Here is a 26,040-nt window from a genome sequence, read left to right as displayed (position 1 = left end):
TAAGCGGCTATTGAATCCGGTGAAGAGCCAGTTTGGCCAGATTAACGAGGGCCTGACGATACTCTGAATCGGGTAGTGCATTCAAGGCTTGAATTGCAATTTCTGTTTCTTCAGTTGCACGCTGGCGACAATAATCCAAGGCGCCAGAATCATTTACGATCTTGATGACTTCTGCCAAATGATCTGTTCCGCCCGTTGCAATACTGCGACGGATAATTTCATGTGATTCACCTGTAGTATTCTTCATGGCAGCAATCAATGGCAGGGTCGGTTTGCCTTCCATCAGGTCATCACCGATGTTTTTACCTAGGGTTTCAGCATCAGATGTATAGTCCAGAATGTCATCAATAATCTGGAAAGCATTACCGAAGTGACCGGCGAATTTACGTAACGGTTCACGGAACTCAGTCTTGTCGGAAAGAATAGCGGCACCTTCGGTCGCCAGTTCAAACAGGCGAGAAGTCTTGCCATGAATAATGCTCAAATAGGTTTCTTCTGAGGTTTCTGGCTGATGTTGCGATTGCAGTTGCAGAACTTCGCCTTCGGCAATTTCGCAGGTACCCGTAGAGAAGTCTTTGAGCAGGGTCATATTGTTAAGGTCGACCAACAAATCAAAGGCACGCGAAATTAGGAAATCACCCACTAGCACAGCTGTCTGATTGTTCCAGGTCGCATTGGCAGTTGGACGGCCACGGCGTAAGCCTGACTCATCCACAACATCATCATGAACTAGAGTTGCCGTATGCAACATTTCGATAATGGCGGCCAGTTTGCGATGTTGTTCCAGTTCCACTGCGCCACAGGCTTTTGCTGCCAACAGGCACATGATGGGGCGCATACGCTTGCCGCCAGCTTCAACCACATGCTTGCTGACCGCCATCACCAGCGCTACTTTTGAGGTAATTCCTTCGTTAATGAATGTGTCCATCGCAGCAAAGTCGTTAGCAACAGGAGCGAGAATATCTTGCTTAAAGTCGATGGCCATGTGAAAGAAAACCTCTAGTTTGGTAAATCGCAGCGGGTAGTTTAACAATTTATAACATGAGTGAAAGCTAAGAAAAGCACAAACTCCACTAAAAATCAGCTTTTTATAGCACTTCTTTGAGTTTAGCCTAAATTTTGACATTTAAAAAATGAACAATATCTTTCCGCTAAAGTTTTTTTCTAAACATTCTCAGGCAGTCGGAAAACTCGGAATTAAGCAGCGTTTTTTGGTCATTATATCCGGCATTAATATTTGATTTTGAATGAATAATTTAATGATTTATAGGCTTTGTAATAGAGTTCATGATTATTTCCTTAAAATGGCTTGTTGTTTCTTATAATATCCCTTAAAATCTTTGCCCTTGTATAACCCCCAGTGGCGCGCGTTTTAAGATCGATATATTCCTTTATCGGCACGTCGACACGGGCATGTTTGGAGTACATTATGTACGCAGTAATCCAAAGCGGTGGTAAACAGCACCGTGTAGTTGAGGGTGAAACCCTTAAAGTTGAATTATTGAAAGCTGAAACTGGTTCAACAATTACGTTTGATGACGTACTTATGCTTGTAAACGGTGATAGCATTCAAATCGGTGCTCCAGTTGTAGCTGGCGCTAAAGTAACTGCAGAAGTAGTTAGCCATGGTCGTCACGACAAAATCCGCATCATCAAAATGCGTCGTCGTAAGCACTACCGTAAACAACAAGGTCACCGTCAATGGTTCACTGAGTTGAAAATTACTGGTATCTCAGGCTAATTACTAGGAGTAAATAGACATGGCAACTAAAAAAGCCGGTGGTTCGACTAAGAACGGTCGTGATTCGAATCCTAAGATGTTAGGTGTTAAAGTTTACGGTGGCCAAACTGTAACTGCAGGTAACATCATCGTTCGTCAACGTGGTACTGAATTCCACGCTGGTCAAAACGTAGGTATGGGCCGTGACCATACATTATTTGCTACTGCTGATGGCGTAGTAAAATTCGAAGTGAAAGGTCAATTTGGCCGTCGCTACGTATCTGTTGAAGCATAATTTGCTGAAATAGAAAAAAGACCCACAGTTTCTGTGGGTTTTTTTATGCATGAAGATTTATCGGCTTATAAAGCTGTGACAGCGAATGTAAATATCACTATTGAATCTTCATCATGATGAATAAAAGCAGGAATTCTGCATTAATAACAATACAAAACTTCTTATTTTCTATCATCTTAGTTCGAGAAATTGGTTTAATATGAGCCATTAGATAAATAGCAATATGCAAATACAAAAAGGTGAGATTATGAGTATGCTTCGTAAAACTGTATGTGCCATAACAATCGGTACGGCGACACTGGCACCTGTCATGAGCACGACTGTATTTGCCGCAACTGCAGCGACGGAGCAGCAAGCTACTGCAAACCTGGTGAAACAGCTCAGCAATATCCGTAGCTTAACTGCAAATTTTGAACAAACGACTAAAGTCACGAATCCGAAAGCGACCCAGAAAAAAGGCTTGACCGCGCAGCACATGAACCAGACCTTTAAAGGTGTGATGAAAGTGGCCCGTCCGGGTAAATTCTACTGGGAAACTTCTAGCCCATCTAAACAGACCATTGCTACTACAGGTAAAACCGTATGGATCTATGATCCAGACTTGCAGCAAGCAGTGCGTCAGAGTCTAGACGATCAAGTGGCAAATACACCGGCATTATTATTGTCCGGCAATACCAGCCAGATTATGCAATCTTATCGCGTAACTCAGCCGAATAAAGCTAAAACCTATTACACGCTTTATCCGAAAAATACCGATGGGGTGTTTGAAAGCCTGACTATTAGTTTTGGTGCGAACAAAGCGCCTAGCTTGATGATTTTGCAAGATTCCTTAGGTCAGACTACGAATATTAAATTTAGTAATGTAAAACTGAATACCACGATTCCGGCATCTACGTTTAACTTTACTCCGCCAAAGGGCACAGACATTATTGATCAGTAAGCATCAATACACCCTAAATAAAAAAGCAACCTCCGGGTTGCTTTTTTTGTTCCTGATCGGGATGGATTTGGAGTCATTACAAGGTTGGCGTATATCTAGAAGTTCGAGTGTTTTAGAATAAACAAAAGTTGAGTCAATGAAATTGCAAAATTTTAGGAGCTCAGGATGAAAATCACTTTATATAAAATAGGCTGGATCGGTTGTATCTTATGTTTGAATCTGGGGTTATTTGCCTGTCAGCCTCAAACCTCTTCAGTCACTACATCCGCGCAATCAGAAGACACGGGGCAAATTCAGTCCAAAACAATTCCGGTTAAAGATGCTAATCAGGTCGTGTGTGAAATCGAAGGTTGTGTGCGTTTTGATTTGCAGACTGTAGATACCAATATAAGCTGGATTGATCAGTATTTTATGGAGCGGATCCAGCGTACTGAGCCGGTCGCTTTTAGCAAAGTGACCAGTAATAAAATTAAAGCAAAGGATGAGCCGAAATTTATTGATCAGCGTTCCATTCAGGTGAGTTACCTGAATCAGCATGCTCATCTAGCTACTTTTATCTTCAAAACTACTCATCAGCCTGAACGTGCCCAGTCACAATCTCATAGTGAATATGTCAATCTAGATATAAAACAGAAGAAACGTCTAGCTCTTCATCAGGTTGTGCGCGGTAATACAGATGAAAAACTGAAACAGGCTCTATATCAAGCAAATAAAGACTGGCTAGATCGCTATCAAATCACCCAGCAGAAATTAGCATTGAGCGACAATTATTATTTTGACGGTCAGGGCTTGGTACTGGTTTATCCGGCAGGTGAGTTGAGTAAGCCAATCAGTGACATGGCAGAATTAAAAGTACCTTATACAGCATTAAGCGAGATCATCCGGCCTGAATATTTATCGCTTCTGCCTCAAACAAGCCTTTAAATATTGCGCTAATAAACTCCAGCCGGTAGGTCAGTCACTGTATTTTTTGACGTTAAGAGCTTACACTATAGCCAGTTTTTTTCTTATCCAAAGATTGGCTATGATCGACCCGAAATTACTTAGAAATAATATTGAGGCTGTAAATTTAGCCTTGGCAAAACGTGGTGTTCAACTGAATGTTGAGGAGTGGGCATCATTAGAAGCTCGACGTAAAGAGATTCAATCCAAAACTGAATCCTTGCAAGCTGAGCGTAATGCCGGTGCCAAGCAAGTGGGTCAGATCAAAAAAGCAGGTGGCGATGTTTCTGAAATTATGGCACGCATGTCTGCGATTGGTGATGAAATTAAGGCTGCTGAAGCTGCTCTGGCTGAACTGCAAGCTGAACTAGAAGAAAAATCACTGTCTATTCCAAACCTTCCAGATGAATCTGTACCTGAAGGTAAAGATGAAAATGACAACGTGGAAGTCCTGAAATGGGGTACACCACGCGAATTTGATTTTGAAATCAAAGACCATACTGACCTGGGCGAAATGATGGGCGGTCTGGAATTTGAAACTGCGACCAAACTGACCGGTTCACGTTTTAGTGTTCTGAAAGGTCCTTTAGCGCGTCTACAACGTGCCATCACTCAGTTCATGCTGGATACGCATACCACTAAAAATGGCTATACCGAAGCCTATGTTCCTTATTTGGTGAATGCAGACTCTCTACGCGGTACTGGTCAGTTACCGAAATTTGAAGAAGACCTGTTCAAGTTGCAAGGCGAGAAAGAATTTTATTTAATTCCAACGGCTGAAGTACCTGTAACTAACTTCGTGCGTGATGAAATCATCGATGCCGACCGTCTGCCACTGAAATATGCAGCACATACTCCATGTTTCCGTAGTGAAGCCGGTTCTTATGGCCGTGATACCCGTGGTCTGATCCGTCAGCACCAGTTCGACAAAGTTGAGATGGTTCAGATCGTGAAACCTGAAGACTCTATGCAGGCACTGGAAGAGTTGACTGGTCATGCAGAAGGTATTTTGCAGGCATTAGGTCTGCCATACCGTAAAATCATTCTGTGTGGCGGTGATATGGGCTTTGGTGCATGCAAAACTTATGACCTTGAAGTCTGGGTGCCAAGTCAAAATACGTATCGTGAGATTTCATCTTGCTCAAATATGTGGGATTTCCAGGCACGCCGTATGAAAGCGCGTTACCGTGCTGACCAGAAAAAAACTGAATTCGTACATACGCTGAATGGTTCAGGTCTGGCTGTAGGTCGTACTTTACTGGCAGTGATGGAAAACTATCAACGTGCTGATGGTTCAATTGAGATCCCTGAAGTACTGCGTCCGTATATGGGTGGCGCAACTTACATCGACTAAATATCGGTGTATGCACTAAAATGTGCATGAAAATTGCTTAGACAGTCAGATTTAAAACTTTTTGAGGCATTTTGTGGATATCTTTCCAATCTCGTTAAAGTTGCAACAGCAACCTTGTCTGATTGTCGGTGGTGGACATATTGCATACCGTAAAGCGGTATTGCTACAGAAAGCAGGGGCAGTCATTTCGGTGGTTGCCCCTGAGATCGAAGCGAGTCTGCTTGAGATTGTTCAAGCGACCGCCGGTCAATATGTTCAGGCACCTTTCAATTCTGAAATTCCTCTACGTTCCTACCGTCTGGTGATTGCAGCGACCAATGATGCTCGAGTCAACCGTCAGGTGTTTGAAGACTGTGAAGCTGAAAATGTGCTGGTCAACAGTGTTGATGATCCACCACATTGCCGTTTCATGGTACCAGCGATTATCGACCGCTCACCACTGATTATTTCAGTCGCGAGTAACGGTACTTCACCGGTATTGTCCCGTCAGATCCGTACTCAGCTTGAAGCTACCATTCCGCATGGTATGGGTAAACTGGCTGAGTTCTCTGGTAAGTGGCGTAGTGCAGTTAAAGCCAAGATCACTAATCCCGATGAACGCCGTATCTTCTGGGAAGATTTATATGCCAGTCCTTTGAAAGAACAGGTATTTAATGACAATCTGGCTGAAGCTGACCGTCTGATTGAACAAGCTTTAAATGAATGGCAAAAGCCAAAAGGTGAGGTTTATCTGGTCGGTGCTGGACCGGGTGATCCAGAGTTATTGACGCTAAAAGCCTTACGTTTGATGCAACAAGCCGATGTGGTGATCTATGACCGTTTGGTCTCTGCACCAATCATGGATCTCTGTCGCCGTGATGCAGAGAAGATCTATGTCGGTAAGGCGCGGTCTAATCATGCAGTGCCACAAGAAGGAATTAATGCCTTACTGGTGAAATATGCCAGCGAAGGCAAGCGCGTTTGTCGTCTAAAAGGCGGTGATCCGTTTATCTTTGGTCGTGGCGGTGAAGAGATTGAAGAGCTGTTTGCTGCTGGCGTGGCCTTTCAGGTCGTGCCTGGCATTACTGCAGCTTCAGGCTGTTCAGCTTATGCTGGTATTCCGCTCACTCATCGTGATTATGCGCAAAGCGTGCGCTTCCTGACAGGTCATTTAAAAGAAGGTTCACCAGAGCTGCCTTGGAATGAACTGGTCTATGAAAACCAGACCTTAGTACTGTATATGGGACTGGTTGGACTGGAAAAAATCTGTGCCCAATTGATTGAGCATGGTCAGCGTCCAGATATGCCAGTAGCCCTAGTCTCAAAAGGCACCACACCAGAGCAAAAAGTCGTGGTGGGAACGCTCCAAGATATTGCATCGAAAGTGAATGAGCACCATATTCAGGCACCAACCTTGACCATTATTGGTGAAGTGGTGCGTTTACGTGAAAAATTGAAGTGGTCCTAAACGGCCATTGGACTCCCAAAAGTAGAGAAAAGCTGTGATCCATGTTGTTTTATATGAACCTGAAATTCCTGCCAATACAGGTAATATTATTCGCCTATGCGCAAATACGGGAGCACAGTTACATTTGGTCAAGCCACTTGGCTTTGAACTGGATGATAAAAAACTAAGACGTGCCGGTCTCGATTATCATGAATATGCCAATATGCAGATTTGGGAAAATATTGATGACTGTCTGGCCGATCTGGCTACTAAGGGCGTAGGTGTAGATGCAGTTTATCCGCTGACCACCAAAGGTTTTGAAACCCCGCATACCTCAGATCTAAATCGTTCTGTAGCCTTGTTGATGGGACCAGAAACTCGTGGCTTGCCAGAGCATGTACGTATGATGTTCCCGAAAGAGCATTGGATTCGTCTGCCAATGGCAGAGAATTCACGTAGCTTGAACTTGTCTAATGCGACTGCTGTGATTGTCTATGAAGCATGGCGTCAGCAGGGTTTTAAACCGCTTTAAGTTTATCGTACCAATTTAAAAAGCTGCCTAAGGGCAGCTTTTTTATTTTATGTAACAGATGTGGGTACATATTAGGTCTTTCAGGTAATCTTGTAGATAAGCTCTTGAGAATGTAGAAAAAAGGAACAAGATGTGAAAAAAGGATGGTTTTTAGCAGGCTGTAGTACGTTGTTGCTGGCCAGCATGATGACACAGGCTCAAGAAGCGCCACAGCAATTAGTATCATTACAAGATACAGTTCAGCCCATTACTCAGGAAGAAATCCGCCAAGGGCTGGCAGCGATGCAACAGCGCTTGAATAGCCGCATTGAGCAGTGGGGTAAAACCCTCAGCCGTGATGATTTCGAGTGGACTTGGCGTGGACGTCAGATGAAACCTGCCAAACGTCAGGAAGTTTGCGATATTTTTCAGGGCGTGGTGAATGAAATGTATCAAATGGCAGTGAAAAACAAGGCTCGGCTCAGTCCGGAAGATCAGAAACTATTATCCAATCGTGATCTGTTTATTGAAAAACTGGGCTTTCAGAATAACCGGGTAAATACCCAGATGGGCTTCGATTGTCGTCTGCAATAAGCTCAGTCTATTATCCAAGAAAATAAAAAAGGCGCATAAAGCGCCTTTTTTAGGTATGAACAATATCGATTATTCAAACTCGTTATGTTGTGGAGCAGGGTGCTTAAAGCCCTTGGTTTTATAACCCAGGTACAAAATACCGAACATCGCCCACCATAAACCGTATTTCAGTGCAGTTTCTTCAATTTCCAGCCACATCGCAAAGATGCTGATAAAACCAAGCATCGGGATGACCACAAAGCTGAAAATATCTTTCGCAGTTTTAGTACGGCCATCACGCAGTGCATAACGTGAAATTACTGACAGGTTCACGAATGTAAACGCAGTCAAGGCACCGAAGCTGATCATCGAAATCACGATATCCAGATCCATGAAGCCAGCAGTTAAGGCCACTGCACCTACAATCAGAATGTTGTAGTTTGGTGTATAGCTTTTCGGACTGATATGACCAAAGATTTTCTTGTTGATCACGCCATCACGGCCCATGACATACATCAGACGAGATACACCTGCATGAGCAGAGATACCAGACGCCATTACGGTAATGATCGCAAAAGTCAGCACATAAGACTGGAACAGTGAGCCGCCTACAAGAAGCAGAATTTCTGGCTGAGTTTCAGCAATATTCTTGAAGTAAGAACCCGGTGTAGAAGGGAAGTACAGCTGCATGAAATAAGTGCTGATAATGAAAATCACACCAGCGATTAAAGCAGTCAAGAAAATCGCTTTAGGCAAGGTGTTTTCAGTATCTTTGGTTTCTTCTGCCAGAGAGCTTAAAGAGTCAAAACCGGTGAATGAGAAGCACAGTAAGGTCGCACCAGTAATCAGGGCGCCTACCGAAGTCAGTTCATTCCAGAACGGTTCAAGACTCCAAAGCTGGTAACGCTGTTCAGCTGTAATCGGACCATCAGCATTGAAACCGGCCTGCAGTTTGGTAAAGACCATCCAGGTAAAGATACCGATCACCAGTAACTGTACCAGTACGATCAAACTGTTAAAGTTTGCCACGAAGCGTGCACCGCGCAGGTTTACCCCGGTCATGAAGGCAGTCAGCACGATTACCCAGACCCAGTGGTTCACATCAGGAAACAGTGCTTCAAGATAGATCACTGCCAGGATGATGTTCACCATTGGTGATAACAGATAATCCAGCCAGGAAGACCAGCCCACCATGAAGCCAATATTCGGGTGAATCGATTTTTGGGCATAGGTATAGGCCGAACCCGAAGAAGGGTAGCGGCGAATCATGTGACCATAGCTGATCGATGTAAACAAAATTGCAATCAGGGCAATGATGTAAGAAGTAGGAACATGCAAATGACTTTCTTCAGATACCAAACCAAAAGTATCAAATAAGGTCATTGGTTGAATGTAAGCTAAACCAATAATAATGATGTGCCAGAGCCCTAGCGTTTTTTGCAGTTTAGCTGCCGATTGAGTCCCAGAGAAATTTGTCAACGGCGTTATCCTCTTAATCGTTGATCAAGGATCAGTCATATTTAATAAGGATCGTTTGAGACGAACGATCCCCCCTACAATTTTCTATAAAAGCGCGCCAATCTACTTTAAAATTACGGCTTTTACTAGCTATTTTTTGAATTTAGGCCTGCACGAAATGTGCCATTCGAAGCAAAAAACGGCGATTTCCTGCAAGATAAAAGCCCGATGTCTAAAAAAACATCAGGCTTAAATTTTTCGCTATATTGGCTTATTTTTCAGTAATTACCAAGCCTTTTTTAAGATAGATTTCAAATCTTCCAAACTGGCTTCTTTTGGGTTGTAAATGATGGAACCATCATTTAATGCTTTTTCAGCAACTTCATCCAGCTGTGCTTCAGAAATCTTACCTGTTTCACTTAATGTGCGCGGTAATTTGGTCAAGCTATAGATTCGATCACGCATGGTTAAAATCGTAGCAATGGTCTTGTCTGCACGTAAGTGTGCTGGTGTTTGTGCATAGATGTCTGCACCCGCCAATGGCAGCAGCAGCTCGGCAATCTTGTCGCCATTCACTTCCTTGTTATATTCCAGCACATAAGGCAGGAAGAGGTTCATACATAGGCCATGCGGCAAATGCGCGACTGCACCTAGAGCATGGCCAAGCGAGTGCACCAGACCCACCATTGAATTGGAGAAGGCAATACCAGCCATGGTAGAGGCCTGAGCCAGCTCCAGACGACCTTGAGCATCAGTTGGGTTGTCGAGTACGTTAAACAGGTTGGCACTGACTTTTTTCACTGCAGCTGTGGCATAGGCATCGGAAATTGGATTGGCTGCCATACAGGTATAAGCTTCTACCGCATGAGTCATCGCATCCATGGCTGTCATGGCAGTTAGATGCGGTGGCAGGGTCTGAGTCATACGTGGATCCAGAATCGCAGCATGCGGCATCAGGTAATAAGATGCGAATGGCATTTTCACATTCTTTTCAGTATCCGATACCACAGCAACCATCGTCACTTCAGAACCGGTACCAGAAGTCGTAGGAATTACGAAAAATGGCTTCAGCGGTTTAGGCAGGTTATGCGCACCAGAATATTTGAGTAAGTCGTCACCACCTTCAGAGACCAAAATATTGGTCGCTTTTGATGTATCAATCACTGAACCGCCGCCAACAGCAATAATGGCATCGCAATCATGATCACGATAAAGCTGTGCTGCGCTGCGCACTGTACCTAAACTGGAGTCTGGCGGGACATCATCGAAAATCGCTGCAATTTTGGCATCGGTCGATTCAAAAGCAGCTTCAATCGGTGCCAGCAGGTTATTGGCACGTACACCTTTATCGGTAATGATCAATGGACGTTTGGCACCTAAAGTGGCCAGTTCAAAAGGAATGTGTTCTAACGCGGCATGACCAGCAATTACTTTGACTGGACAGAAAAATTCATAATAAGGTTTTGCCATGTTATACACTCCGTTTCAAATAAGATTGAGCGACTTTTAAGTAGATGCTGCTCGCTTCCATGATTTTATCTTTGAGTCCCAGATTATTCGGGTATTCTTTTACTGCCAGTTGCGCCACCATTTTCGGCAAGATCAGCGCTTCCATTTTGTTCAGGCAACGTACCAGACGGATCGCATAGGAAATATCACCATCGGCAATCATGCGGTCATTGGCAAAGGCCTGAGACGTGCTTTCCTGAAAGGAAAACACCAGAAAGGCATGATGCAGATGCTTAAAGGTAATGGTCAGGTCTGGCTTGATATTGCTTTCTTTGACCAGTTCCAGCTGATGTTGTTCCGTGACCCGGGCAACGAAGGCCGGGCCATGTGGAAAAACATTCATTGAAAGCCTAAAATTGGCGGGAAACTGGGCAACTTCCTGTTTGATTTCTGGGTCTACCTGACTTGCCATGACCAGGCCACGGCCAATGATATCCATCATCAGTTTGACATAGGCAAGCTGCAAAGCGGGTTTTACGGATTTTGTCGCAATCACGTGATGATCCCTATCTTGATATTATTGGTTTAGAGTAATTACTCTAATTTATTTATTGTTAAAATGCAAAGGCTTTATCTTTGCTCGACGTTCACCTGCTTAAAGTAACCGCTGCTGCTTAAAGTTTCAATAATTTCAACACACAAGTCATTAAACTTTGGCGGGTTGCTGACGAGGTCATTAATTCGCACCATTTCCAGGCCTGCATAGCCGCACGGGTTGATGGTATGGAAACCAGTCAGGTCGCAATCAATATTTAAAGATAAGCCATGATAGCTACGGCCTTTACGGATTTTAAAGCCGAGAGAACCAATTTTACGTTCATTCACATAGACGCCCGGAGCATCGGGTTTGGCATAGGCTTCAATCTCATGCTTTTTAAGTAGTTCAATCATCAGGTTTTCGGCATAAGACACCAATGTACGGACATTCCAGCCCAGACGGTTCAGGTCAAACATAAAGTATGCGACGAGCTGACCAGGACCATGCCAAGTGACTTGACCACCACGGTCGGTTTGAATGACAGGAATATCAGTTGGAATCAGGATATGTTCCGGTTTACCGGCCTGACCTTGGGTCAGTACATCATGGTGCTGCAAAATCCATAACTCATCAGGCGTATTTTCATCACGGTTTTCCGTGAAGCTCTTCATTTCCAGAAAACGGTCTTCGTAGGGAGTCAGGTTATTATATTGACGGATAATCAGGGAGGGTTTTTGAACCGCAGCTGTCACAGTGTGCGTCCTTAGAAAATTAAATAATACTGTCAATAATTATAATGATTTCAGCAATAGATAGGGGATGGATTCGTAGTAATTGTTGGTGAGCTAGTCACACATATAAAAAAACACGCCCGAAAGCGTGTCTTTTAATTTGCCAAGGTTGGAGCAGAATAACTTAAAGTGCAGTCTTGATCAGTGGGCAAGCTGCAAGATCAGCATATACGGCATGAACCTGTTCCAGTTCAAGGAAACGTAGCTGAGCAGTGATCGAATGATATTTACCAGTACGAGATGGAGTGACACTTACGCTATCACCATCAAAGTCAGGGAAATGTTTGGTAAAAATCTCAACGACTGCATTCAGCAGTTCTTCACCTGCAAGGCCAATGAGTTTGATTGGGTAATCCATTGGAAAAACCCAAAGATCTTCGCGAAGTTCACGAGATGGTGTACGGTCTAACATGTAGTCCCCCTATTCGAAACGCCTGCATAGCGCAGGCGTTTGGGTGTATTGCAATACAAAATGGAGACGAGAGATGAAATTTCAAGTCTCCAAAATTGTATCAAATCTTAGTCATTTTCCAGGAATGAACGCAGGTGCTCAGAACGGGAAGGGTGACGTAACTTACGCAGTGCTTTCGCTTCAATCTGACGGATACGTTCGCGGGTTACATCGAACTGTTTACCGACTTCTTCCAAAGTATGATCCGTTGGCATGTCGATACCGAAACGCATTTTCAGGACTTTCGCTTCACGTTCAGTCAGGTTTTCCAGTACTTCGCGAGTCGCTTCTTTCAGGCCTTCTGAAGTTGCAGCATCAACAGGAGAGGTGATGTTGCTGTCTTCAATGAAGTCACCCAAATGCGAATCTTCATCATCACCGATTGGTGTTTCCATCGAAATCGGTTCTTTGGCGATTTTCAGTACTTTACGAACCTTCACTTCGTCCATTTCCAGACGTTCGCCCAGTTCTTCCGGAGTCGGTTCACGGCCCATTTCCTGAAGCAATTGACGAGATACGCGGTTGATCTTGTTAATCGTTTCAATCATGTGTACTGGAATACGAATGGTACGTGCCTGATCCGCGATTGAACGGGTAATTGCCTGACGAATCCACCAGGTTGCATAAGTCGAGAACTTGTAACCACGACGGTATTCAAATTTGTCTACCGCTTTCATCAGACCGATGTTACCTTCCTGAATCAGATCTAGGAACTGCAGACCACGGTTGGTATATTTCTTCGCGATCGAAATCACCAGACGTAAGTTTGCTTCAACCATCTCTTTCTTGGCACGACGCGCTTTCGCTTCACCGACTGCCATACGTTTGGCAATGTCTTTGATGTCACGAACTTTAAGATCAAGGTCTTTTTCGATATCTGCAATTTTTTGCTGGAAGGCCAATACGTCAGGACGTACTTTTTCCAGATAAGCTTTCTGATCAGCAGGCGCTTTTGCAATTTGCTCATCTAACCAGGCTGGATTTGATTCCTGACCCGGGAAAGTGGTACGGAACTGGGTACGGTCCATACGGCCACGACGGACGGCATAACGCATCACTTCACGTTCTGCACCGCGGATCTGGTCATGTGTGCCACGAATCATTTCAGAAATGATATCGAACAGACGCGGCGTAAACTTGAACATCATGAACACAGTAGCAAGCGCTTGAAGTGCTTCTTCTGCTTCTTTGCTGTTACGGCCGTGTTTTTCCAGTACCGCTTTGGTATTTTTCCAGGCATCGGAAAGTTCGGCAAAACGAACTTTGGCAATTTCTGGATCTGGGCCTGAGTCACCTTCAGAATCGTCATCGCTATCAGACTCTTCATCTTCCTCGTCATCATCCAGTTTTACATCTTTGGTTGACTTGGTCGTTGCTTCTTCGTCTTCTTCGATTTCAGCGACTTCTTCCAGGACTTCTGGAATTTCTTCATCTGATTCAGGGTCTAAATAACCTGACAGAATGTCAGCAAGGCGGCGTTCGCCAGCTTCATAATCTTTGTATTCTTGTAGTACAACTTCTACAGCATTCGGCCAGTAAGCAATAGAGTGAAGAACGTCACGGATCCCTTCTTCAATGCGTTTTGCAATGCTAATTTCGCCTTCACGCGTTAAAAGTTCAACGGTACCCATTTCACGCATGTACATACGTACAGGGTCAGTCGTACGACCTGGTTCGTTTTCTACAGATGCAAGTACAGCCGCAGCTTCTTCTTCTGCAACTTCATCAGCAGCTTCTGCAGTATCCTCGAACATTGCATCATCAGATTCAGGCGCACGATCATGGACAGGAATACCCACATCATTCAGCATTTGAATGATGTCTTCAATCTGTTCGCTTTCTGTGATGGAGTCCGGGAGATGATCGTTAACCTCAGCGAAGGTTAAGTAACCTTGTTCTTTGCCTCGGCTAATCAGAGCCGCTACTTGAGAAGTAGGGGAAGTCATATCGCTCATCTTTGCTTACTCTTCGTTGAATCTGTGGCAGTGAAAAACCGTGCATGATAGCACAATTCACCTGAAATAGTTTTGGAAATTGATCAGTCAAGCATGATTTTATAAATATGTTTGAATAACAATTGAATATCGATATTGGGTCTAAGTTTATCTTTTCAAGTGTATTTCCCAATCTAATTTTAGAAACGTCCCTCATCCATGGGATAAAAAGCGTTCACTATCTAACCAGCTAATAAATACACAATTATGCTGTAGAAAAACAAGAGCCAACTAGTATAAACATACAAAATATATAAATAAAACTTGACAAGTTTTTAAAGGCAAGATAAATAGCGCCTAGACCCATTTACATTTTTCACTACGAGGTAGTTTTAGTGTCTTCGACAGATTTTGAACTAGATGATAGCTACGGTGATGATGATGTTAATTTCGATGAGACATCGAGTAAGCTAAGTGCGAAAGAGTCGTTGGAAAAACGTCGTCTGATTGATGATCTGCTCTCGCAACGCCGCCTGGAACGCGAACTCAAAGATTTTGATTATGACTTCGACGATGATGACGACTTTGACGACGAAGATTAACGAATTCAGATTTAGCATAGCCTGAATAAATGCTATGCTAATCCTTTCGGTTTTCTAAGTTTGGATGTTAAATGAGTGCTTTAGATTTAGACCTGTTGAGTGAATATCTGGATGGCGACCAAAATGAGTATGGTCTGGATTTTGCGGCAACTCATGGTTTCTTATGTGCTATCGCAGTAGGCCCGCAATTTGACAAATGGATGGATGAACTTTTTGAAGGCAACCAGAAAAAAGTGCCTGCAGAAATCATCAATCAGGTTAAAGCATGGTTAGAGTCAATCCGTCAAAGCTTGGCCAATGAAGAAGGGATCACTTTCCCATTTGAAATTGAAGAAGCAGATACCGAATCAAGTCTAGGTGACTGGAGTGTGGGCTTTGTAGATGCCATGTTCCTGAACGAAGAAGCCTGGTTTACAGAAGAATTTGAAGAACAGTTGGTCGATTTAACGCTGCCAATTATGGTATTCAGTGGCATCGATGAAGAAGATCCGCAAATGGAATCTTTCCGTCGCAATGGTCAGTTAATGGATGAGCTTGCAGAAGAGATTCCAGAAAACTTGAATGAATTATATCTGATGTACCACACACCAGAATAAGTCATGCGCCGCCATGAAAAAGCACCGTCAGGTGCTTTTTTTAGCTCAGGTGTTTTGTACAACGTTTGGACTAGTGGATGATTTAATCTAAGGTTTATGATCAGCACCGGTACGCTTGCTCAAGCTGTAACGCGCATAGCCATTGTAGGCGATATGGAACAGCAAGGCATGTAAAGCAATACTTGCAGCTACCAGAAACGAATTTGGCCCGCGTCCTGTATAGGCCATCCTTCTATAGATTTCCTCCGTCTGCGGATGCAGCCAGATGACTATAAACAAAAAGATAAATCCGAAGGTCATGGCAATAATCGTGGAACCCCAGACCAGTCTGCTTTTCTCTTCCTGGGTGGGTAGTCGGAGTTCTTTTTTTACAAAGTACCGGGCGCTGAGAAAGGCGGAGGCAATCAGGGCAGGAATCAGCAGAATGGCGCCCAGATTGAACACGTAGATGAGTATGCCGACTATTAAGACCAGAGTCAGATAAACGGTGGCAAAATATTTAAGATAGTGCGACATCGTTTTAGCCTCCTTATGCTGAGGTCTCTTCAGGATGGACGATTTTTACGTTGATGTCTACGGTATAAAACCCAGCCCATGATGATCACGACAATCGCAATAATCACATAACTGACCTGACTGAAGATTTTGTGCATCAATTCCTGATTTTCACCAAAATAAAAACCGACACAGGCCAGGAACGTGGTCCAGATAACAGTACCTAGTCCACTATAGAACATGAATTTCCAGAAAGGCATATGGCTCATGCCAGCCGGAATACTGATAAGGGAACGTACTGCCGGAACCATCCGGCCAAAGAATACAATCCGGTGTCCATACTGCTCGAACCATTCCAGAGATTTTTTCACGTCTTCAGATTTGATAAACAAGAATTTTCCATATCGGTCTATGAATCTGAAAATACTGTCGTGGTTAAATTTATAGCCAATCCAATAGAGCAATGCCGCTGCCAATAACGAACCGATACTGCCTGCAATAATGACTCCAACCAGCAGTAATTCTCCTTGAGATGCGGAATAGCCGGCAGAAGGCATAATAATTTCAGAGGGGATCGGGGGAAAGACATTGTCAAGAAACATGAGCAAGGCAATGCCCCAGTAGCCCAGCTGTTCCATGACAGAAATAATCCATTCAGTCAGATTCATAAAATTGGCAAAATAAAAAATACTGCTTGTATCCTAAGCAGTATTTTTAAGAGGGTAAAGTTAAGTTATATAAATGGCCAAGTGCGGATTAACTATGGGTTAAGGTATAAATGTAAACTTTACGTAAGCTGTAAGCCAGGCAAACTGGCAGAGCACTGAGCAGTAAATAGTGTGCTGCTGTAGCCTCAATATGGTAGCCAATAAACAGGGCAAGAATGGCACCAATGATAGTTCCCAAGATCACAATAAACAGATGTGATTCTGCTTCTAGCTCATCTGTCAGTTGGGTAATACGTTCCAGTTTTGTATTTTCTTTAGGTTGGAATCTAACAATATTATCTGGATCCCGAGCAAGTGAATTGGCCATTTTGTTTTCCTTTTCATTTAAAAAATTAATTAATAATGAAAGACTTATGGTAACAAAGTAATGTGATATAAAGACTATCAAGCTTAGCTGTAAAAATATGCTGTTCTTGGTAAGGGATTGGTAAGTTTTTTATTGCAGATGTAATGCTTATGTAAACAAAAAGCCCTCCGAAGAGGGCTTAGATATTTTTAGTTACAAAACTGGAATTAGAGACGTTTACGTTTTGCAGCCAGAATTTGCGATTGACGCATACGGAAACCTTCTTTTTGTTTCTCGGTAGTTTTATCGATGCAGTACACACAAGATACGCCGTGTTCATAACTTGGCAGCGCTGCCTCTTCAGGTGTTAATGGCCAGCCACACGCATGACATTTGGTATTTTGACCTTCTTCCACACCATGTGTAACTGCAGTACGGCCATCAAATACGAAACATTCACCTTCCCAAAGACTTTCTTCAGCTGGAGTTTCTTCTAGGTATTTCAGAATACCGCCTTTCAGGTGATACACCTCTTTAAAGCCTTCCTGAAGCAATAAAGAAGTTGATTTTTCACAACGAATACCACCGGTACAGAACATGGCAATTTTCTTATCCTTGTGCTGTTCCAGGTTCTTTTTCACATATTCAGGGAATTCACGGAAAGTTTCAGTTTTTGGATCGATTGCGCCTTTGAAGGTACCGGCTTTGTATTCGTAATCATTACGGGTATCAACCAGAATCACATCATCACGTGCAATCAGCTCATTCCATTCTTTAGGATCAAGATAATGACCAACCAGATCACGTGGCTTAACCGGCACACCTAAAGTCACAATCTCTTTTTTCAGCTTGATCTTCATTTTACGGAATGGTTTGTCAGAGCTATGCGACTCTTTGTATTCCATTTCGTTGAAGCCTTCATCAAGCAGAAACTGATGTACTTTGTCGATGGCTTCACGGTTACCCGCAACAGTCCCGTTAATGCCTTCACCTGCCACAATTAGAGTACCGCAAAGGTTGATGGTTTTTACCAAGTCTAAAAGACGTTGTTGCAGACCCTCAGGATCTTGAACTTCTTTGAATTGATAAAGTGCGGCAACAACCCAACCAGTCGTCGCTTGCTGTTCTACAGGTGCAAGCTGTTCTACAGTAGCGTTCATGGAATACTCCAACGTAGCATGATAATTTGAAAGGCGCATATTTTAACGTGATTTGAATGAATAAGCGAGTAAAAGGCCGGGTTTTAACGGACTTCAAATCGATAGGGAGAGCGTGTATAGTCATGCCGACCCAGGATTTTGATGCAATGATGCAGATGCTGGAAGTTGCAGCACAGTTGGAGTAAGTTTTGAGTTCGGATCGTCGTATTGCATCTTTAACCCCTTGCGCAGGGCGTTGCTCAACCGTATTTGGGGATGCGGTCTGTCGTGGTTGCCGCCGTTTTAATCATGAAGTGATTCACTGGAATAGTTATAACGCAGATCAACATACTGCAGTCTGGCAGCGGCTGGATGCACAGCTAGATCAGATTTTGGTCCCGATGCTGCCGATGGCGAATCTGGCCAAAGTGGAAACATTTGTCCTGTCTAAACGGGTGCGTCTGCGGGAAGATGCGACTAAAGGTCGTAAGCTTTACCATGCCTTAAAACTCTGTGAAAAGAACCGTCATTTTACTGATGAAAGCGGTTTAGGCATTCATTACAAACAGGTGCGTCCGCTTTGGGATGAATTCGAGCGTCGGGTACTGGCACTGGCCAAAGCCAGTTATGACCTGGCTTTTTTACGGGCGGATGGGATCAGTCAGCATTTGATTCATATGCAGGAAGAGGACTAAGTCCTCTTTTTTATTTAGTAAAATCATGATAGCTGAGGAAATGGCATGAATATCAGTGAATATATTCTCTATTGTCTGGCCGTCGTTATCATGATTGCCACACCTGGGCCTGTGATGTTGCTGGTCGCTAGTGCTGGACTGAAAGGTGGCTATAAGCATGCTTTGCAGACCATTTTCGGGACGAATTTTGCTTCTCTGGTATTGATCACCTTATCTATTTTTAGCTTAAAAGGCTTATTGGTCATTAATGAAAACTGGCTGAATGGCATCAAGCTGCTTGGCTGTTTATATATTGCCTGGCTGGGAATCCAGATTTTCCGGGAAGTCTGGCAAGGGCAGGGTTCAACCAGTTCACAAGGCTTGCAGCCAGTACAGGGTGGCTTCCGAACCGGTTTTCTGGTGGGGATCTCCAACCCCAAAGATATTATTTTCTTTGCTGCGTTTTTCCCGCAGTTTATTGGCATCACGCCAAATCTGGATTTAAGTTTGGTTATTCTGACGATCAGCTGGATTGTGCTGGATTTTTTGACTCTGTCATTAGTTTATTTAGGCTTTCAACGCTTTGCTAAATCCAGGCTGTATCCTTATTTGCTTGGTTTGTGCGGTTTGATTTTATTGGTAGTCGCAGTCTATGGAATATTGTCTGTACTCATCTAAAAATATTTATATAAAATAAAAATCCCGGTCTTAAGTCGGGATTTTTTATCTTTACATCTTAGACATTGTGCTGCTGGCGGTAATGCACCAGTTCATCAATAGTGATCACGGTCAGCTGATGAGTCTGTGCATAAGACAATACCTGAATGCCAGAAGCCATGGTGCCATCTGGGTTGGTCAGTTCACACAGTACGCCAGCAGGTTTTAAACCCGCCAGACGAGCAAGGTCAATTGTACCTTCGGTATGACCACGACGGGTCAGCACACCGCCTTCACGGGCACGTAAAGGGAAGACATGCCCTGGGCGATTCAGGTCACTGGCGACAGCGCCGTCTTTAATGGCTGCTTTAATCGTGGTGGTACGGTCTTTGGCAGATACACCAGTCGTCACACCTTCCGCAGCTTCAATGGTGACAGTAAATGCAGTTTTAAACTGACTAGAGTTATCCTGCACCATAGGTGGCAGTTCTAAATGATTGGCCAGTTCATCAGTCAGACATAGGCACACAATACCGGAACCATCACGAATCATACGAGCCATGGTTTCTACAGTCAAAGTCTCTGCTGCAATGATGAGGTCGGCTTCATTCTCGCGGTCAAAGTCATCCATCACCAGAACAGGTCTGCCTTGGCGGATGTCTTCGAGTGCTTGTTGGATGCGCTGTTCAGCGGGAGCTAAAGCGGAAAAGAAAATTTCGGGTTGAATCAAACTTGACATTGAAACGCTCACGTAAAGTAAAAGTACGATTGAACATTTCAGGACATAGTGAAAATAGGCTTATAGCAAAACAGTTTCATGCCAGGCATAAAACAGGGTGTACTGCTTTCGTCTTCTTTCATCCGGACTATACCGTCGGCTCTGGATTTGCACCAGATCTGCAGATCAATCGAAATTGACCGCTCGTGGGCTGATTTAGGAATAGAGATTTACTACCCTGAAATTACCACCGGTGGGGAATCTCACCCCGCCCTGAAGCGATGTAGGGCCATTATAGTCCTGATTTTTAAAAGATGGGATAGTTTGGCCAGTCACGAATTTGCAGAATTTCAGATAAGCAAAACAGATTATCTGAATTACTACAGTCCTTTAGCAAAAAACTGGAAACATGTTATGTTGCTATTAAGAATAGAAATTAATCAATCATTCTGACAATGAAGAAAACCGAGCTGATCCATAATAATCCATTTTCTCCCTTGCTGTTTTGTGATGCAAAGGTTTTGCGTTATCTCAATATTTTGGGCGTTGCGCTGATTGCAGTCAGTTTGCTGTATTTAATGGCCGCGAACTGGTGGATGCTACCGAATCAGGTACAGTTAGCAATTCCAATGCTGGTTTTACTCTGTAGTGCAATAGCCAGCATTTACTTTAATCAGCGGGAATGGATCAGACAGAGTCTGGATACTGTATCTGGCCTGATGCTGGGCTTAAGTCTGGTGGTGATTGGGCAGATCTATCAGACTGGTGCGGATAGTTATCAGTTATTTCTGCTCTGGGCCGTATTGCTGTTGCCGTGGCTATATCGACCAAATATCGGGGTTTTTGCCATGCTTTGTGTGGTCAGTCAGCTGGCATTGTATTTTTACTTTAAGCAAAGTTTCTGGATGATACGGGCAGAAGGGTTGTATTTATTGACTTTGAACCTACTGACAGCCATCAGCTTTGCCTTTGCCATACGTTATTATCTGCTGCTGCGGTACCTGTTTATTGCACTCATTATCATGATTTCGATCAGCAGCATGATGCAGTTTACCCATCATTTTCAGCTGATCTATCTGGCTTCTTCAGTTGTTCTGCCAGCAGGTGCTGCATTTTATTTTTATCGTAAGCATCAGGCACTAGAAACCATTTTATTGATTGCAGGCTTGGCTGCCAGTTTGAGCCTATGGCTATTTGAACTGTTGGACGATCGGCTTACCAATTCAGCAGCGGGCTTATTTATCTTGGCAATGCTGATCTTTGGCTGGTTTGCGCTGATCAGTTTTGCCCTAAAGAAAATTTTTCCACAAACCAAATTCTCCGTCATTCCTTTGGCACTTGGTGCATGGATAGCTGGAATTATTCTGGCAGTCTTATTACTGACCTATTGGAAAGCAGTTTCAATTGTTTTAGGTCTCATTTTTATTGGCATCGCTTGGAAATTATTAAGTCAAAAGAATTCCATATTTTTACGTCAGTTTGCCTATTGTCTTTGGGTTTGCGGGCAAGCTGCAGTATTAATTCATACGGAATTGCTCACCGATAGTCTGTTTATAGTATGGTTGTTGCAATTAATGATGCTGGCTCTGACTGTGATCAAACGGATGCACTGGTTTATTCTGACCTTACAGCTGCTGATTACACATGCTTTAGCAATAGTCGTTCTCGCCTTAGAAAATTCCTTTAAACATGATGATATCGTAATCACGCTTGCCCTAAGCTTGAACTATGTCATTTTTATCGGGCTATTCCTAACTGCTAGATATTGGCAGTCCTCAATTTATCAGAAAAGTATTCTGCTCTGGATCATCGCTATGCTGACAGGTTCAGCCGTGATTCATTCTGTGACTGGATTAGAGCATTGGCAGCGCATCGGGCAGATCAGCTTTGACCACGTTCTGCTGTTTTATGTTCTTCCGAGCTTATTGTTGCTTGGTTTTATTTGGCAAAACTGGCAGCAATTTTATGAAAAATTGCTCTGGCTGATTCCTATATTTGGCATCTTACTCATTCTGTTGGGCTATTTTGAGATTTTTATCATTATGCTGCTTATGGCATGGGCCATTGTTTATAAGCAGTCCTTGATTCAGGCCTTAACCATCTTGCTGTTAATCTTCTGGTTATGGATGCTGTATTACAATCTGGGCTTAAGTTTTCTATTAAAAAGCATCAGTATCTTTGCTTCTGGGATACTGGTCTTGTTGTTGGCATATATGTTGAAGCAGTCATCAAAACTGCAACATGAGCAAGGAGAGGCAAGATGAAAAAGTTTCTTCCTTTGCATCTAGCTATTTTCAGTATTGCCTTATTTTGTGGATTGATTGCGCAACATGAATGGCATCTTCGAGATAGCCAAAGTATTTATGTGGAGCTGGCACCAGTAGATCCGCGATCAATTCTGCAAGGAGATTACATGGCGCTGAATTATGATCTGCATTTTAGTGCACTAGCAGCGGAGAATAGATCAGAACAATCAGAACCTAAAATCAGTATTCAAGATTTTGAAAACCAGTCCCGTGTACTAAGCTATGTACAGCTTGATGAGCAAGGAAAAGTGGTCAAAACCAGTTTTGATCGAAGTGCGCTGGATCAGCCACGCTCAGCGCGACTAATCCTGAAAAATCCACGGAATACCTTTGAAGGCTTATATCCGGCTGCCAACAGTTTTATGTTCGCTGAGGGACTTGAGCCTTGTTATCGTAATGCTAAATTCGCCGAATTAAAGCTAAAAGAAAATGGAGAAACTTTGTTGGCTGACCTGGTAGATCAAAATCTTAAGTCCTTAAACTGTGAGAACCGAAAAAGCTGGTGGCAGGGGCGTTAGTTTTATTTTAATCAGCCCATAAAAAAGCCCGCGAGAAGCGAGCTTTTGAGAATCTTGTTGAACCAGCTTAGGCAACCTGTACCGGAATGCAATTTGCAGTGTGATTCACAGTGTTATCCGGGTTGGCATAAACCAGACGTGGTTTATGAGCATTGGCTTCGGCTTCAGTGAAATCACCAAATGTTGCGATAATCACGATATCACCAACATCAGCCTGGTGCGCAGCACCACCATTCACAGAAATAATCCCTGAATTATCTTCACCACGAATGGCATAAGTAGTAAAACGCTTACCATTGGTCACGTTCCAAACATGAATTTCTTCGTATTCACGAATGCCAGCTAGATCCATCAAAACGCCATCAATTGCACATGAACCTTCATAGTGTAATTCTGCATGTGTAACAAAAGCGCGATGAATTTTGCATTTTAATAAACGAGATAGCATGGCTAGCGTCCCCTTAGTTGACCTAAGACTTTGATCTTATGGTTGAATCAATTTCTACGACACTGGATAAGTGGGTAGGCTTGCGCATTTTGCGCCTAAATGGCCAGCAAGGCAAGCGGAATTGTCCAGCAATTTATGAATGTTTAGTTCGGTTTATAAGCATTGATTTGATTCATTGCCTGTTGTACTTCACCGTTCACCAGCATTTTGGCGCGAGCAAGTGCATGGGCAATTGCATCGTCCATTAACTCTTGTTCACTGCTTGGTGCTTTACTCAGGACATGACCAGAAACACGGTCTTTAGAACCTGGGTGACCAATACCAATGCGTAGACGATGAAAGTTCGGACCGATATGCGGCACGATATCGCGTAAACCGTTATGTCCACCATGACCACCGCCAGTTTTCAGGCGAATAATGCCTGGATTCATATCCAGTTCATCATGGGCAATCAGGATTGATTCGGGTGCGATATTGTAAAATTTGGCGAAAGGAACAACACTTTTACCGGAAAGGTTCATGAATGTTGTAGGTAGAAGGAGACGGACGTCTTGACCTTCGATATTGCCACGACCGCTGAATCCATTGAATTTAGGGTCTTTTTTAAGGCTAATGCCATATTGATCTGCAAGGCGTTCTACAAACCAGAAGCCTGCATTATGGCGGGTTTGAGCATACTCAGAACCTGGGTTGCCCAAACCTACAATCAGTGAAATATTTGACACTAATCTACACCATTAACACTTATGCGCGTTTAAAGTCAGCGTGCATTGGAGTGTTTTTAGCTGGGTGACGTTGTAACGCTTGAATTTTAACGCTTTCAACTTTACCGTTTACATCAATTTCGATTACTTCTTCGAAGAATGAGTTGCTTTCTAAGAATTTAACAAGCTGACGAAGTTCAAGAGAAACAGCTACAGGAGCAGCTTCGCCACCATAGATGATCGCTGGAACTTTAGCAGCATGACGAAGGCGGCGGCTCGAACCTTTCCCTTGTTGTGCTACTTCACGTGCTTCTGCGTTTAATACGAAGTTTGCCATGATAGACATCCTATTTAAGTTTTAAATGAACCGGACCTGCGACCGATCCGGTGATAGAAAGCCCCGCCAAATGGCAGGGCTTTGGAAATTCAGCGCACTATTATAGATAAGAATCGAACATTGCGCTAATAGATTCTTCGTTGTTGATACGACGAATTGTTTCAGCAACCATGCTTGCAACTGAAACCTGGCGAATCTTGCCAAGAGCTAAAGCTTCTTCTGAAAGAGGGATGGTGTCAGTAACTACCAACTCATCGATCACAGAATTTTTCAGATTTTCAAGTGCTTTACCAGATAATACTGGGTGAGTCGCGTAAGCAACTACTTTGCGGGCACCGAAAGTTTTCAACGCATCAGCAGCTTTACAAAGCGTACCAGCAGTATCCACCATGTCATCAACGATCACACAGTCACGATCTTTCACATCACCAATCAAATGCATCACTTGTGATTCATTCGCTTTTTGACGACGTTTATCGATGATCGCCAGGTCGATATCACCCATCTGTTTCGCAACAGCACGAGCACGAACTACACCACCTACGTCAGGAGAAACAACCATCAGGTTATGATGCTGTTGTTGGCGTAAGTCAGCAAGCAGGGCTGGCGTACCGTAGATGTTGTCTACAGGAATATCGAAGAAACCTTGGATCTGGTCAGCGTGAAGGTCAATCATCACCACACGGTCAATACCTACAGTGGTCAGCATATCTGCAACAACTTTTGCAGTAATCGGCACACGGCTTGAACGGGGACGACGGTCTTGACGGGCATAACCGAAGTAAGGAATCACGGCAGTAATACGACCAGCACTTGCACGGCGTAACGCGTCAGCCATAACCAGGATTTCCATCAGGTTATCGTTGGTCGGTGCACAAGTAGGTTGTACGATGAATACGTCTTTACCACGAACATTTTCAGTGATCTCAACAGCGATTTCGCCATCAGAGAACTGGCCTACAGAGGCAGCGCCTAGAGGAATATGTAAGTGACTTACGACTTTTTGAGCGAATTGTGGATGCGCGGTTCCACTAAAAACGACAAGATTGGGCATGAAGCACCCTTGGCGGTTGGTATGTATGGAAGTAGATGGCAGGGGTAGCTGGATTCGAACCAACGAATGCCGGGATCAAAACCCGGTGCCTTACCACTTGGCGATACCCCTAATGCGGCAGAACTTTAATATTTTTGCGGTATTGTGTCAAGGTAAATTAACAGTCTTACAGCAAATGATGTTCTGTCTTTTTTCGAGAAAATGGCAGGGGCGGCTGGATTCGAACCAACGGATGCCGAGATCAAAACCCGGTGCCTTACCACTTGGCGACGCCCCTAGATTTGATGAACTGTAAGATGGCAGGGGTAGCTGGATTCGAACCAACGGATGCCGGGATCAAAACCCGGTGCCTTACCACTTGGCGATACCCCTAATACAGTACATCTACAGGTGAAT

At 43.7% G+C, this 26,040-nt stretch carries 31 protein-coding genes, 3 tRNA genes and 1 riboswitch; of the genes, 15 read left to right on the top strand and 19 right to left on the bottom strand.

Annotated elements, in window-relative coordinates; translation table 11 throughout:
* Nucleotides 1-7 precede the first annotated feature (7 nt).
* Nucleotides 8-985 carry an All-trans-nonaprenyl-diphosphate synthase gene (gene sdsA / locus FTU01_RS10755; RefSeq protein WP_004784900.1) on the bottom strand — a complete coding sequence of 326 codons (978 nt, stop codon included), beginning with the start codon at nt 983-985 and terminating at the stop codon, nt 8-10.
* 444 nt (nt 986-1,429) lie between these two features.
* On the opposite strand from sdsA, the gene rplU reads away from it, so the two are divergent.
* The 8 genes from rplU (at nt 1,430) to FTU01_RS10715 (ending at nt 7,782) form a co-directional block, all read left to right on the top strand.
* Nucleotides 1,430-1,741, top strand: a complete 312-nt coding sequence (rplU, locus tag FTU01_RS10750) for a 50S ribosomal protein L21 (RefSeq protein WP_004784898.1) — start codon at nt 1,430-1,432, stop codon at nt 1,739-1,741.
* Between the two features lie 19 nt (nt 1,742-1,760).
* Nucleotides 1,761-2,015 carry a 50S ribosomal protein L27 gene (gene rpmA, locus FTU01_RS10745; RefSeq protein WP_004784896.1) on the top strand — a complete coding sequence of 85 codons (255 nt, stop codon included), beginning with the start codon at nt 1,761-1,763 and terminating at the stop codon, nt 2,013-2,015.
* A 247-nt stretch (nt 2,016-2,262) separates the two neighbouring features.
* Complete coding sequence (gene lolA, locus FTU01_RS10740) at nt 2,263-2,955, top strand: outer membrane lipoprotein chaperone LolA (protein WP_004784895.1); 693 nt, start codon at nt 2,263-2,265, stop codon at nt 2,953-2,955.
* Between the two features lie 165 nt (nt 2,956-3,120).
* The gene (locus tag FTU01_RS10735; RefSeq protein ID WP_180104383.1) at nt 3,121-3,879 is read left to right on the top strand and encodes a DUF3298 domain-containing protein; all 759 of its coding nucleotides are present in this window, start codon (nt 3,121-3,123) and stop codon (nt 3,877-3,879) included.
* A gap of 100 nt (nt 3,880-3,979) precedes the next feature.
* Nucleotides 3,980-5,251, top strand: coding sequence for a serine--tRNA ligase (serS, locus tag FTU01_RS10730; protein ID WP_180139070.1), 1,272 nt, complete (start codon nt 3,980-3,982; stop codon nt 5,249-5,251).
* A 73-nt stretch (nt 5,252-5,324) separates the two neighbouring features.
* Nucleotides 5,325-6,698 (top strand): siroheme synthase CysG, encoded by a 1,374-nt coding sequence (gene cysG, locus FTU01_RS10725; protein WP_166137861.1) that lies wholly within the window; start codon nt 5,325-5,327, stop codon nt 6,696-6,698.
* A gap of 34 nt (nt 6,699-6,732) precedes the next feature.
* Nucleotides 6,733-7,209 (top strand): tRNA (cytidine(34)-2'-O)-methyltransferase, encoded by a 477-nt coding sequence (locus FTU01_RS10720; protein ID WP_159123408.1) that lies wholly within the window; start codon nt 6,733-6,735, stop codon nt 7,207-7,209.
* A 183-nt stretch (nt 7,210-7,392) separates the two neighbouring features.
* Entirely contained in the window at nt 7,393-7,782 is a 390-nt protein-coding gene (locus FTU01_RS10715) for a hypothetical protein (RefSeq protein ID WP_171521858.1), read from the top strand.
* A gap of 69 nt (nt 7,783-7,851) precedes the next feature.
* Here FTU01_RS10715 and FTU01_RS10710 read toward each other — a convergent pair whose 3' ends face one another.
* The 6 genes from FTU01_RS10710 to rpoD all read right to left on the bottom strand — a co-directional run bounded on the left by FTU01_RS10710 (nt 7,852) and on the right by rpoD (nt 14,403).
* Nucleotides 7,852-9,240 carry an APC family permease gene (locus tag FTU01_RS10710; protein ID WP_004784881.1) on the bottom strand — a complete coding sequence of 463 codons (1,389 nt, stop codon included), beginning with the start codon at nt 9,238-9,240 and terminating at the stop codon, nt 7,852-7,854.
* A 264-nt stretch (nt 9,241-9,504) separates the two neighbouring features.
* Entirely contained in the window at nt 9,505-10,689 is a 1,185-nt protein-coding gene (locus tag FTU01_RS10705) for an iron-containing alcohol dehydrogenase (protein WP_034170151.1), read from the bottom strand.
* A gap of 1 nt (nt 10,690) precedes the next feature.
* On the bottom strand, nt 10,691-11,224 hold the full coding sequence (locus FTU01_RS10700) for a hypothetical protein (RefSeq protein WP_159123447.1): 534 nt from the start codon (nt 11,222-11,224) through the stop codon (nt 10,691-10,693).
* 74 nt (nt 11,225-11,298) lie between these two features.
* Entirely contained in the window at nt 11,299-11,958 is a 660-nt protein-coding gene (gene lipB, locus FTU01_RS10695) for a lipoyl(octanoyl) transferase LipB (protein WP_159123448.1), read from the bottom strand.
* A gap of 163 nt (nt 11,959-12,121) precedes the next feature.
* Entirely contained in the window at nt 12,122-12,409 is a 288-nt protein-coding gene (locus FTU01_RS10690) for a YbeD family protein (RefSeq protein WP_075167539.1), read from the bottom strand.
* Between the two features lie 107 nt (nt 12,410-12,516).
* Nucleotides 12,517-14,403: an RNA polymerase sigma factor RpoD gene (gene rpoD / locus FTU01_RS10685; protein ID WP_180002122.1), complete on the bottom strand. Its 1,887-nt coding sequence runs from the start codon at nt 14,401-14,403 to the stop codon at nt 12,517-12,519.
* Nucleotides 14,404-14,777: 374 nt separating this feature from the next.
* Here rpoD and FTU01_RS10680 point away from each other — a divergent pair, with 374 nt between their 5' ends.
* On the top strand, nt 14,778-14,984 hold the full coding sequence (locus FTU01_RS10680; protein ID WP_180139068.1) for a PA3496 family putative envelope integrity protein: 207 nt from the start codon (nt 14,778-14,780) through the stop codon (nt 14,982-14,984).
* A 71-nt stretch (nt 14,985-15,055) separates the two neighbouring features.
* A complete protein-coding gene (locus FTU01_RS10675) occupies nt 15,056-15,580 on the top strand; it encodes a YecA family protein (protein WP_004784868.1) in 525 nt (174 codons plus the stop codon).
* Between the two features lie 87 nt (nt 15,581-15,667).
* Here the strand turns inward: FTU01_RS10675 and FTU01_RS10670 are convergent, their stop codons facing one another.
* The 4 genes from FTU01_RS10670 to FTU01_RS10655 all read right to left on the bottom strand — a co-directional run bounded on the left by FTU01_RS10670 (nt 15,668) and on the right by FTU01_RS10655 (nt 18,249).
* Nucleotides 15,668-16,096 carry an ABZJ_00895 family protein gene (locus FTU01_RS10670; RefSeq protein WP_159123450.1) on the bottom strand — a complete coding sequence of 143 codons (429 nt, stop codon included), beginning with the start codon at nt 16,094-16,096 and terminating at the stop codon, nt 15,668-15,670.
* 29 nt (nt 16,097-16,125) lie between these two features.
* A complete protein-coding gene (locus FTU01_RS10665; protein ID WP_159123451.1) occupies nt 16,126-16,743 on the bottom strand; it encodes a DedA family protein in 618 nt (205 codons plus the stop codon).
* 88 nt (nt 16,744-16,831) lie between these two features.
* A complete protein-coding gene (locus tag FTU01_RS10660; protein ID WP_159123452.1) occupies nt 16,832-17,110 on the bottom strand; it encodes an FUSC family protein in 279 nt (92 codons plus the stop codon).
* 206 nt (nt 17,111-17,316) lie between these two features.
* Complete coding sequence (locus tag FTU01_RS10655; RefSeq protein ID WP_004784858.1) at nt 17,317-18,249, bottom strand: rhodanese-related sulfurtransferase; 933 nt, start codon at nt 18,247-18,249, stop codon at nt 17,317-17,319.
* A gap of 56 nt (nt 18,250-18,305) precedes the next feature.
* On the opposite strand from FTU01_RS10655, the gene FTU01_RS15570 reads away from it, so the two are divergent.
* The 3 genes from FTU01_RS15570 to FTU01_RS10645 are packed head-to-tail and all read left to right on the top strand — an operon-like array spanning nt 18,306 to nt 19,580.
* On the top strand, nt 18,306-18,434 hold the full coding sequence (locus tag FTU01_RS15570) for a hypothetical protein (RefSeq protein WP_257218376.1): 129 nt from the start codon (nt 18,306-18,308) through the stop codon (nt 18,432-18,434).
* A 3-nt stretch (nt 18,435-18,437) separates the two neighbouring features.
* The gene (locus tag FTU01_RS10650; RefSeq protein WP_179992824.1) at nt 18,438-18,923 is read left to right on the top strand and encodes a DUF1289 domain-containing protein; all 486 of its coding nucleotides are present in this window, start codon (nt 18,438-18,440) and stop codon (nt 18,921-18,923) included.
* A gap of 45 nt (nt 18,924-18,968) precedes the next feature.
* On the top strand, nt 18,969-19,580 hold the full coding sequence (locus FTU01_RS10645; RefSeq protein ID WP_180139065.1) for a LysE family translocator: 612 nt from the start codon (nt 18,969-18,971) through the stop codon (nt 19,578-19,580).
* A gap of 58 nt (nt 19,581-19,638) precedes the next feature.
* Here the strand turns inward: FTU01_RS10645 and ribB are convergent, their stop codons facing one another.
* Nucleotides 19,639-20,298: a 3,4-dihydroxy-2-butanone-4-phosphate synthase gene (gene ribB, locus FTU01_RS10640; protein WP_159123456.1), complete on the bottom strand. Its 660-nt coding sequence runs from the start codon at nt 20,296-20,298 to the stop codon at nt 19,639-19,641.
* Between the two features lie 106 nt (nt 20,299-20,404).
* Nucleotides 20,405-20,561, bottom strand: a riboswitch (FMN riboswitch).
* A 171-nt stretch (nt 20,562-20,732) separates the two neighbouring features.
* On the opposite strand from ribB, the gene FTU01_RS10635 reads away from it, so the two are divergent.
* Nucleotides 20,733-22,541, top strand: a complete 1,809-nt coding sequence (locus FTU01_RS10635; protein ID WP_180139062.1) for a DUF2157 domain-containing protein — start codon at nt 20,733-20,735, stop codon at nt 22,539-22,541.
* On the top strand, nt 22,538-23,101 hold the full coding sequence (locus FTU01_RS10630) for a GDYXXLXY domain-containing protein (protein WP_180010590.1): 564 nt from the start codon (nt 22,538-22,540) through the stop codon (nt 23,099-23,101). The genes FTU01_RS10635 and FTU01_RS10630 overlap by 4 nt, the downstream gene beginning before the upstream one ends.
* 67 nt (nt 23,102-23,168) lie before the next feature.
* On the opposite strand, the gene panD is transcribed toward FTU01_RS10630, so the two are convergent.
* The 7 genes from panD to FTU01_RS10595 form a co-directional block, all read right to left on the bottom strand.
* A complete protein-coding gene (gene panD, locus FTU01_RS10625) occupies nt 23,169-23,549 on the bottom strand; it encodes an aspartate 1-decarboxylase (protein WP_004784844.1) in 381 nt (126 codons plus the stop codon).
* Nucleotides 23,550-23,692: 143 nt separating this feature from the next.
* Complete coding sequence (gene pth, locus FTU01_RS10620) at nt 23,693-24,274, bottom strand: aminoacyl-tRNA hydrolase (protein ID WP_005236857.1); 582 nt, start codon at nt 24,272-24,274, stop codon at nt 23,693-23,695.
* Between the two features lie 19 nt (nt 24,275-24,293).
* Nucleotides 24,294-24,590: a 50S ribosomal protein L25 gene (gene rplY, locus FTU01_RS10615; protein WP_004784841.1), complete on the bottom strand. Its 297-nt coding sequence runs from the start codon at nt 24,588-24,590 to the stop codon at nt 24,294-24,296.
* 100 nt (nt 24,591-24,690) lie between these two features.
* Complete coding sequence (locus tag FTU01_RS10610) at nt 24,691-25,644, bottom strand: ribose-phosphate pyrophosphokinase (RefSeq protein ID WP_004784839.1); 954 nt, start codon at nt 25,642-25,644, stop codon at nt 24,691-24,693.
* Between the two features lie 36 nt (nt 25,645-25,680).
* A tRNA-Gln gene (locus FTU01_RS10605) sits at nt 25,681-25,755 on the bottom strand.
* A gap of 91 nt (nt 25,756-25,846) precedes the next feature.
* A tRNA-Gln gene (locus FTU01_RS10600) sits at nt 25,847-25,921 on the bottom strand.
* A gap of 20 nt (nt 25,922-25,941) precedes the next feature.
* A tRNA-Gln gene (locus FTU01_RS10595) sits at nt 25,942-26,016 on the bottom strand.
* Nucleotides 26,017-26,040 lie beyond the last annotated feature (24 nt).

Source organism: Acinetobacter sp. YH12043, assembly GCF_013419915.1.
In the GTDB taxonomy this organism is placed as follows: Bacteria; Pseudomonadota; Gammaproteobacteria; order Pseudomonadales; family Moraxellaceae; genus Acinetobacter.
Note: the sequence above shows the minus strand (reverse complement) of the source record. Positions and strands in the feature narration are given on the sequence as shown.

What these genes read in the sequence shown, in the direction of transcription:
- sdsA (WP_004784900.1), bottom strand. Translation starts at nt 985, where the DNA reads ATGGCCATCGACTTTAAGCAAGATATTCTCGCTCCTGTTGCTAACGAC.
- rplU (WP_004784898.1), top strand. Translation starts at nt 1,430, where the DNA reads ATGTACGCAGTAATCCAAAGCGGTGGTAAACAGCACCGTGTAGTTGAG.
- rpmA (WP_004784896.1), top strand. Translation starts at nt 1,761, where the DNA reads ATGGCAACTAAAAAAGCCGGTGGTTCGACTAAGAACGGTCGTGATTCG.
- lolA (WP_004784895.1), top strand. Translation starts at nt 2,263, where the DNA reads ATGAGTATGCTTCGTAAAACTGTATGTGCCATAACAATCGGTACGGCG.
- FTU01_RS10735 (WP_180104383.1), top strand. Translation starts at nt 3,121, where the DNA reads ATGAAAATCACTTTATATAAAATAGGCTGGATCGGTTGTATCTTATGT.
- serS (WP_180139070.1), top strand. Translation starts at nt 3,980, where the DNA reads ATGATCGACCCGAAATTACTTAGAAATAATATTGAGGCTGTAAATTTA.
- FTU01_RS10715 (WP_171521858.1), top strand. Translation starts at nt 7,393, where the DNA reads ATGATGACACAGGCTCAAGAAGCGCCACAGCAATTAGTATCATTACAA.
- FTU01_RS10705 (WP_034170151.1), bottom strand. Translation starts at nt 10,689, where the DNA reads ATGGCAAAACCTTATTATGAATTTTTCTGTCCAGTCAAAGTAATTGCT.
- FTU01_RS10690 (WP_075167539.1), bottom strand. Translation starts at nt 12,409, where the DNA reads ATGTTAGACCGTACACCATCTCGTGAACTTCGCGAAGATCTTTGGGTT.
- rpoD (WP_180002122.1), bottom strand. Translation starts at nt 14,403, where the DNA reads ATGAGCGATATGACTTCCCCTACTTCTCAAGTAGCGGCTCTGATTAGC.
- FTU01_RS10675 (WP_004784868.1), top strand. Translation starts at nt 15,056, where the DNA reads ATGAGTGCTTTAGATTTAGACCTGTTGAGTGAATATCTGGATGGCGAC.
- FTU01_RS10670 (WP_159123450.1), bottom strand. Translation starts at nt 16,096, where the DNA reads ATGTCGCACTATCTTAAATATTTTGCCACCGTTTATCTGACTCTGGTC.
- FTU01_RS10665 (WP_159123451.1), bottom strand. Translation starts at nt 16,743, where the DNA reads ATGAATCTGACTGAATGGATTATTTCTGTCATGGAACAGCTGGGCTAC.
- FTU01_RS10660 (WP_159123452.1), bottom strand. Translation starts at nt 17,110, where the DNA reads ATGGCCAATTCACTTGCTCGGGATCCAGATAATATTGTTAGATTCCAA.
- FTU01_RS10655 (WP_004784858.1), bottom strand. Translation starts at nt 18,249, where the DNA reads ATGAACGCTACTGTAGAACAGCTTGCACCTGTAGAACAGCAAGCGACG.
- FTU01_RS15570 (WP_257218376.1), top strand. Translation starts at nt 18,306, where the DNA reads ATGAATAAGCGAGTAAAAGGCCGGGTTTTAACGGACTTCAAATCGATA.
- FTU01_RS10645 (WP_180139065.1), top strand. Translation starts at nt 18,969, where the DNA reads ATGAATATCAGTGAATATATTCTCTATTGTCTGGCCGTCGTTATCATG.
- ribB (WP_159123456.1), bottom strand. Translation starts at nt 20,298, where the DNA reads ATGTCAAGTTTGATTCAACCCGAAATTTTCTTTTCCGCTTTAGCTCCC.
- FTU01_RS10635 (WP_180139062.1), top strand. Translation starts at nt 20,733, where the DNA reads ATGAAGAAAACCGAGCTGATCCATAATAATCCATTTTCTCCCTTGCTG.
- FTU01_RS10630 (WP_180010590.1), top strand. Translation starts at nt 22,538, where the DNA reads ATGAAAAAGTTTCTTCCTTTGCATCTAGCTATTTTCAGTATTGCCTTA.
- panD (WP_004784844.1), bottom strand. Translation starts at nt 23,549, where the DNA reads ATGCTATCTCGTTTATTAAAATGCAAAATTCATCGCGCTTTTGTTACA.
- rplY (WP_004784841.1), bottom strand. Translation starts at nt 24,590, where the DNA reads ATGGCAAACTTCGTATTAAACGCAGAAGCACGTGAAGTAGCACAACAA.
- FTU01_RS10610 (WP_004784839.1), bottom strand. Translation starts at nt 25,644, where the DNA reads ATGCCCAATCTTGTCGTTTTTAGTGGAACCGCGCATCCACAATTCGCT.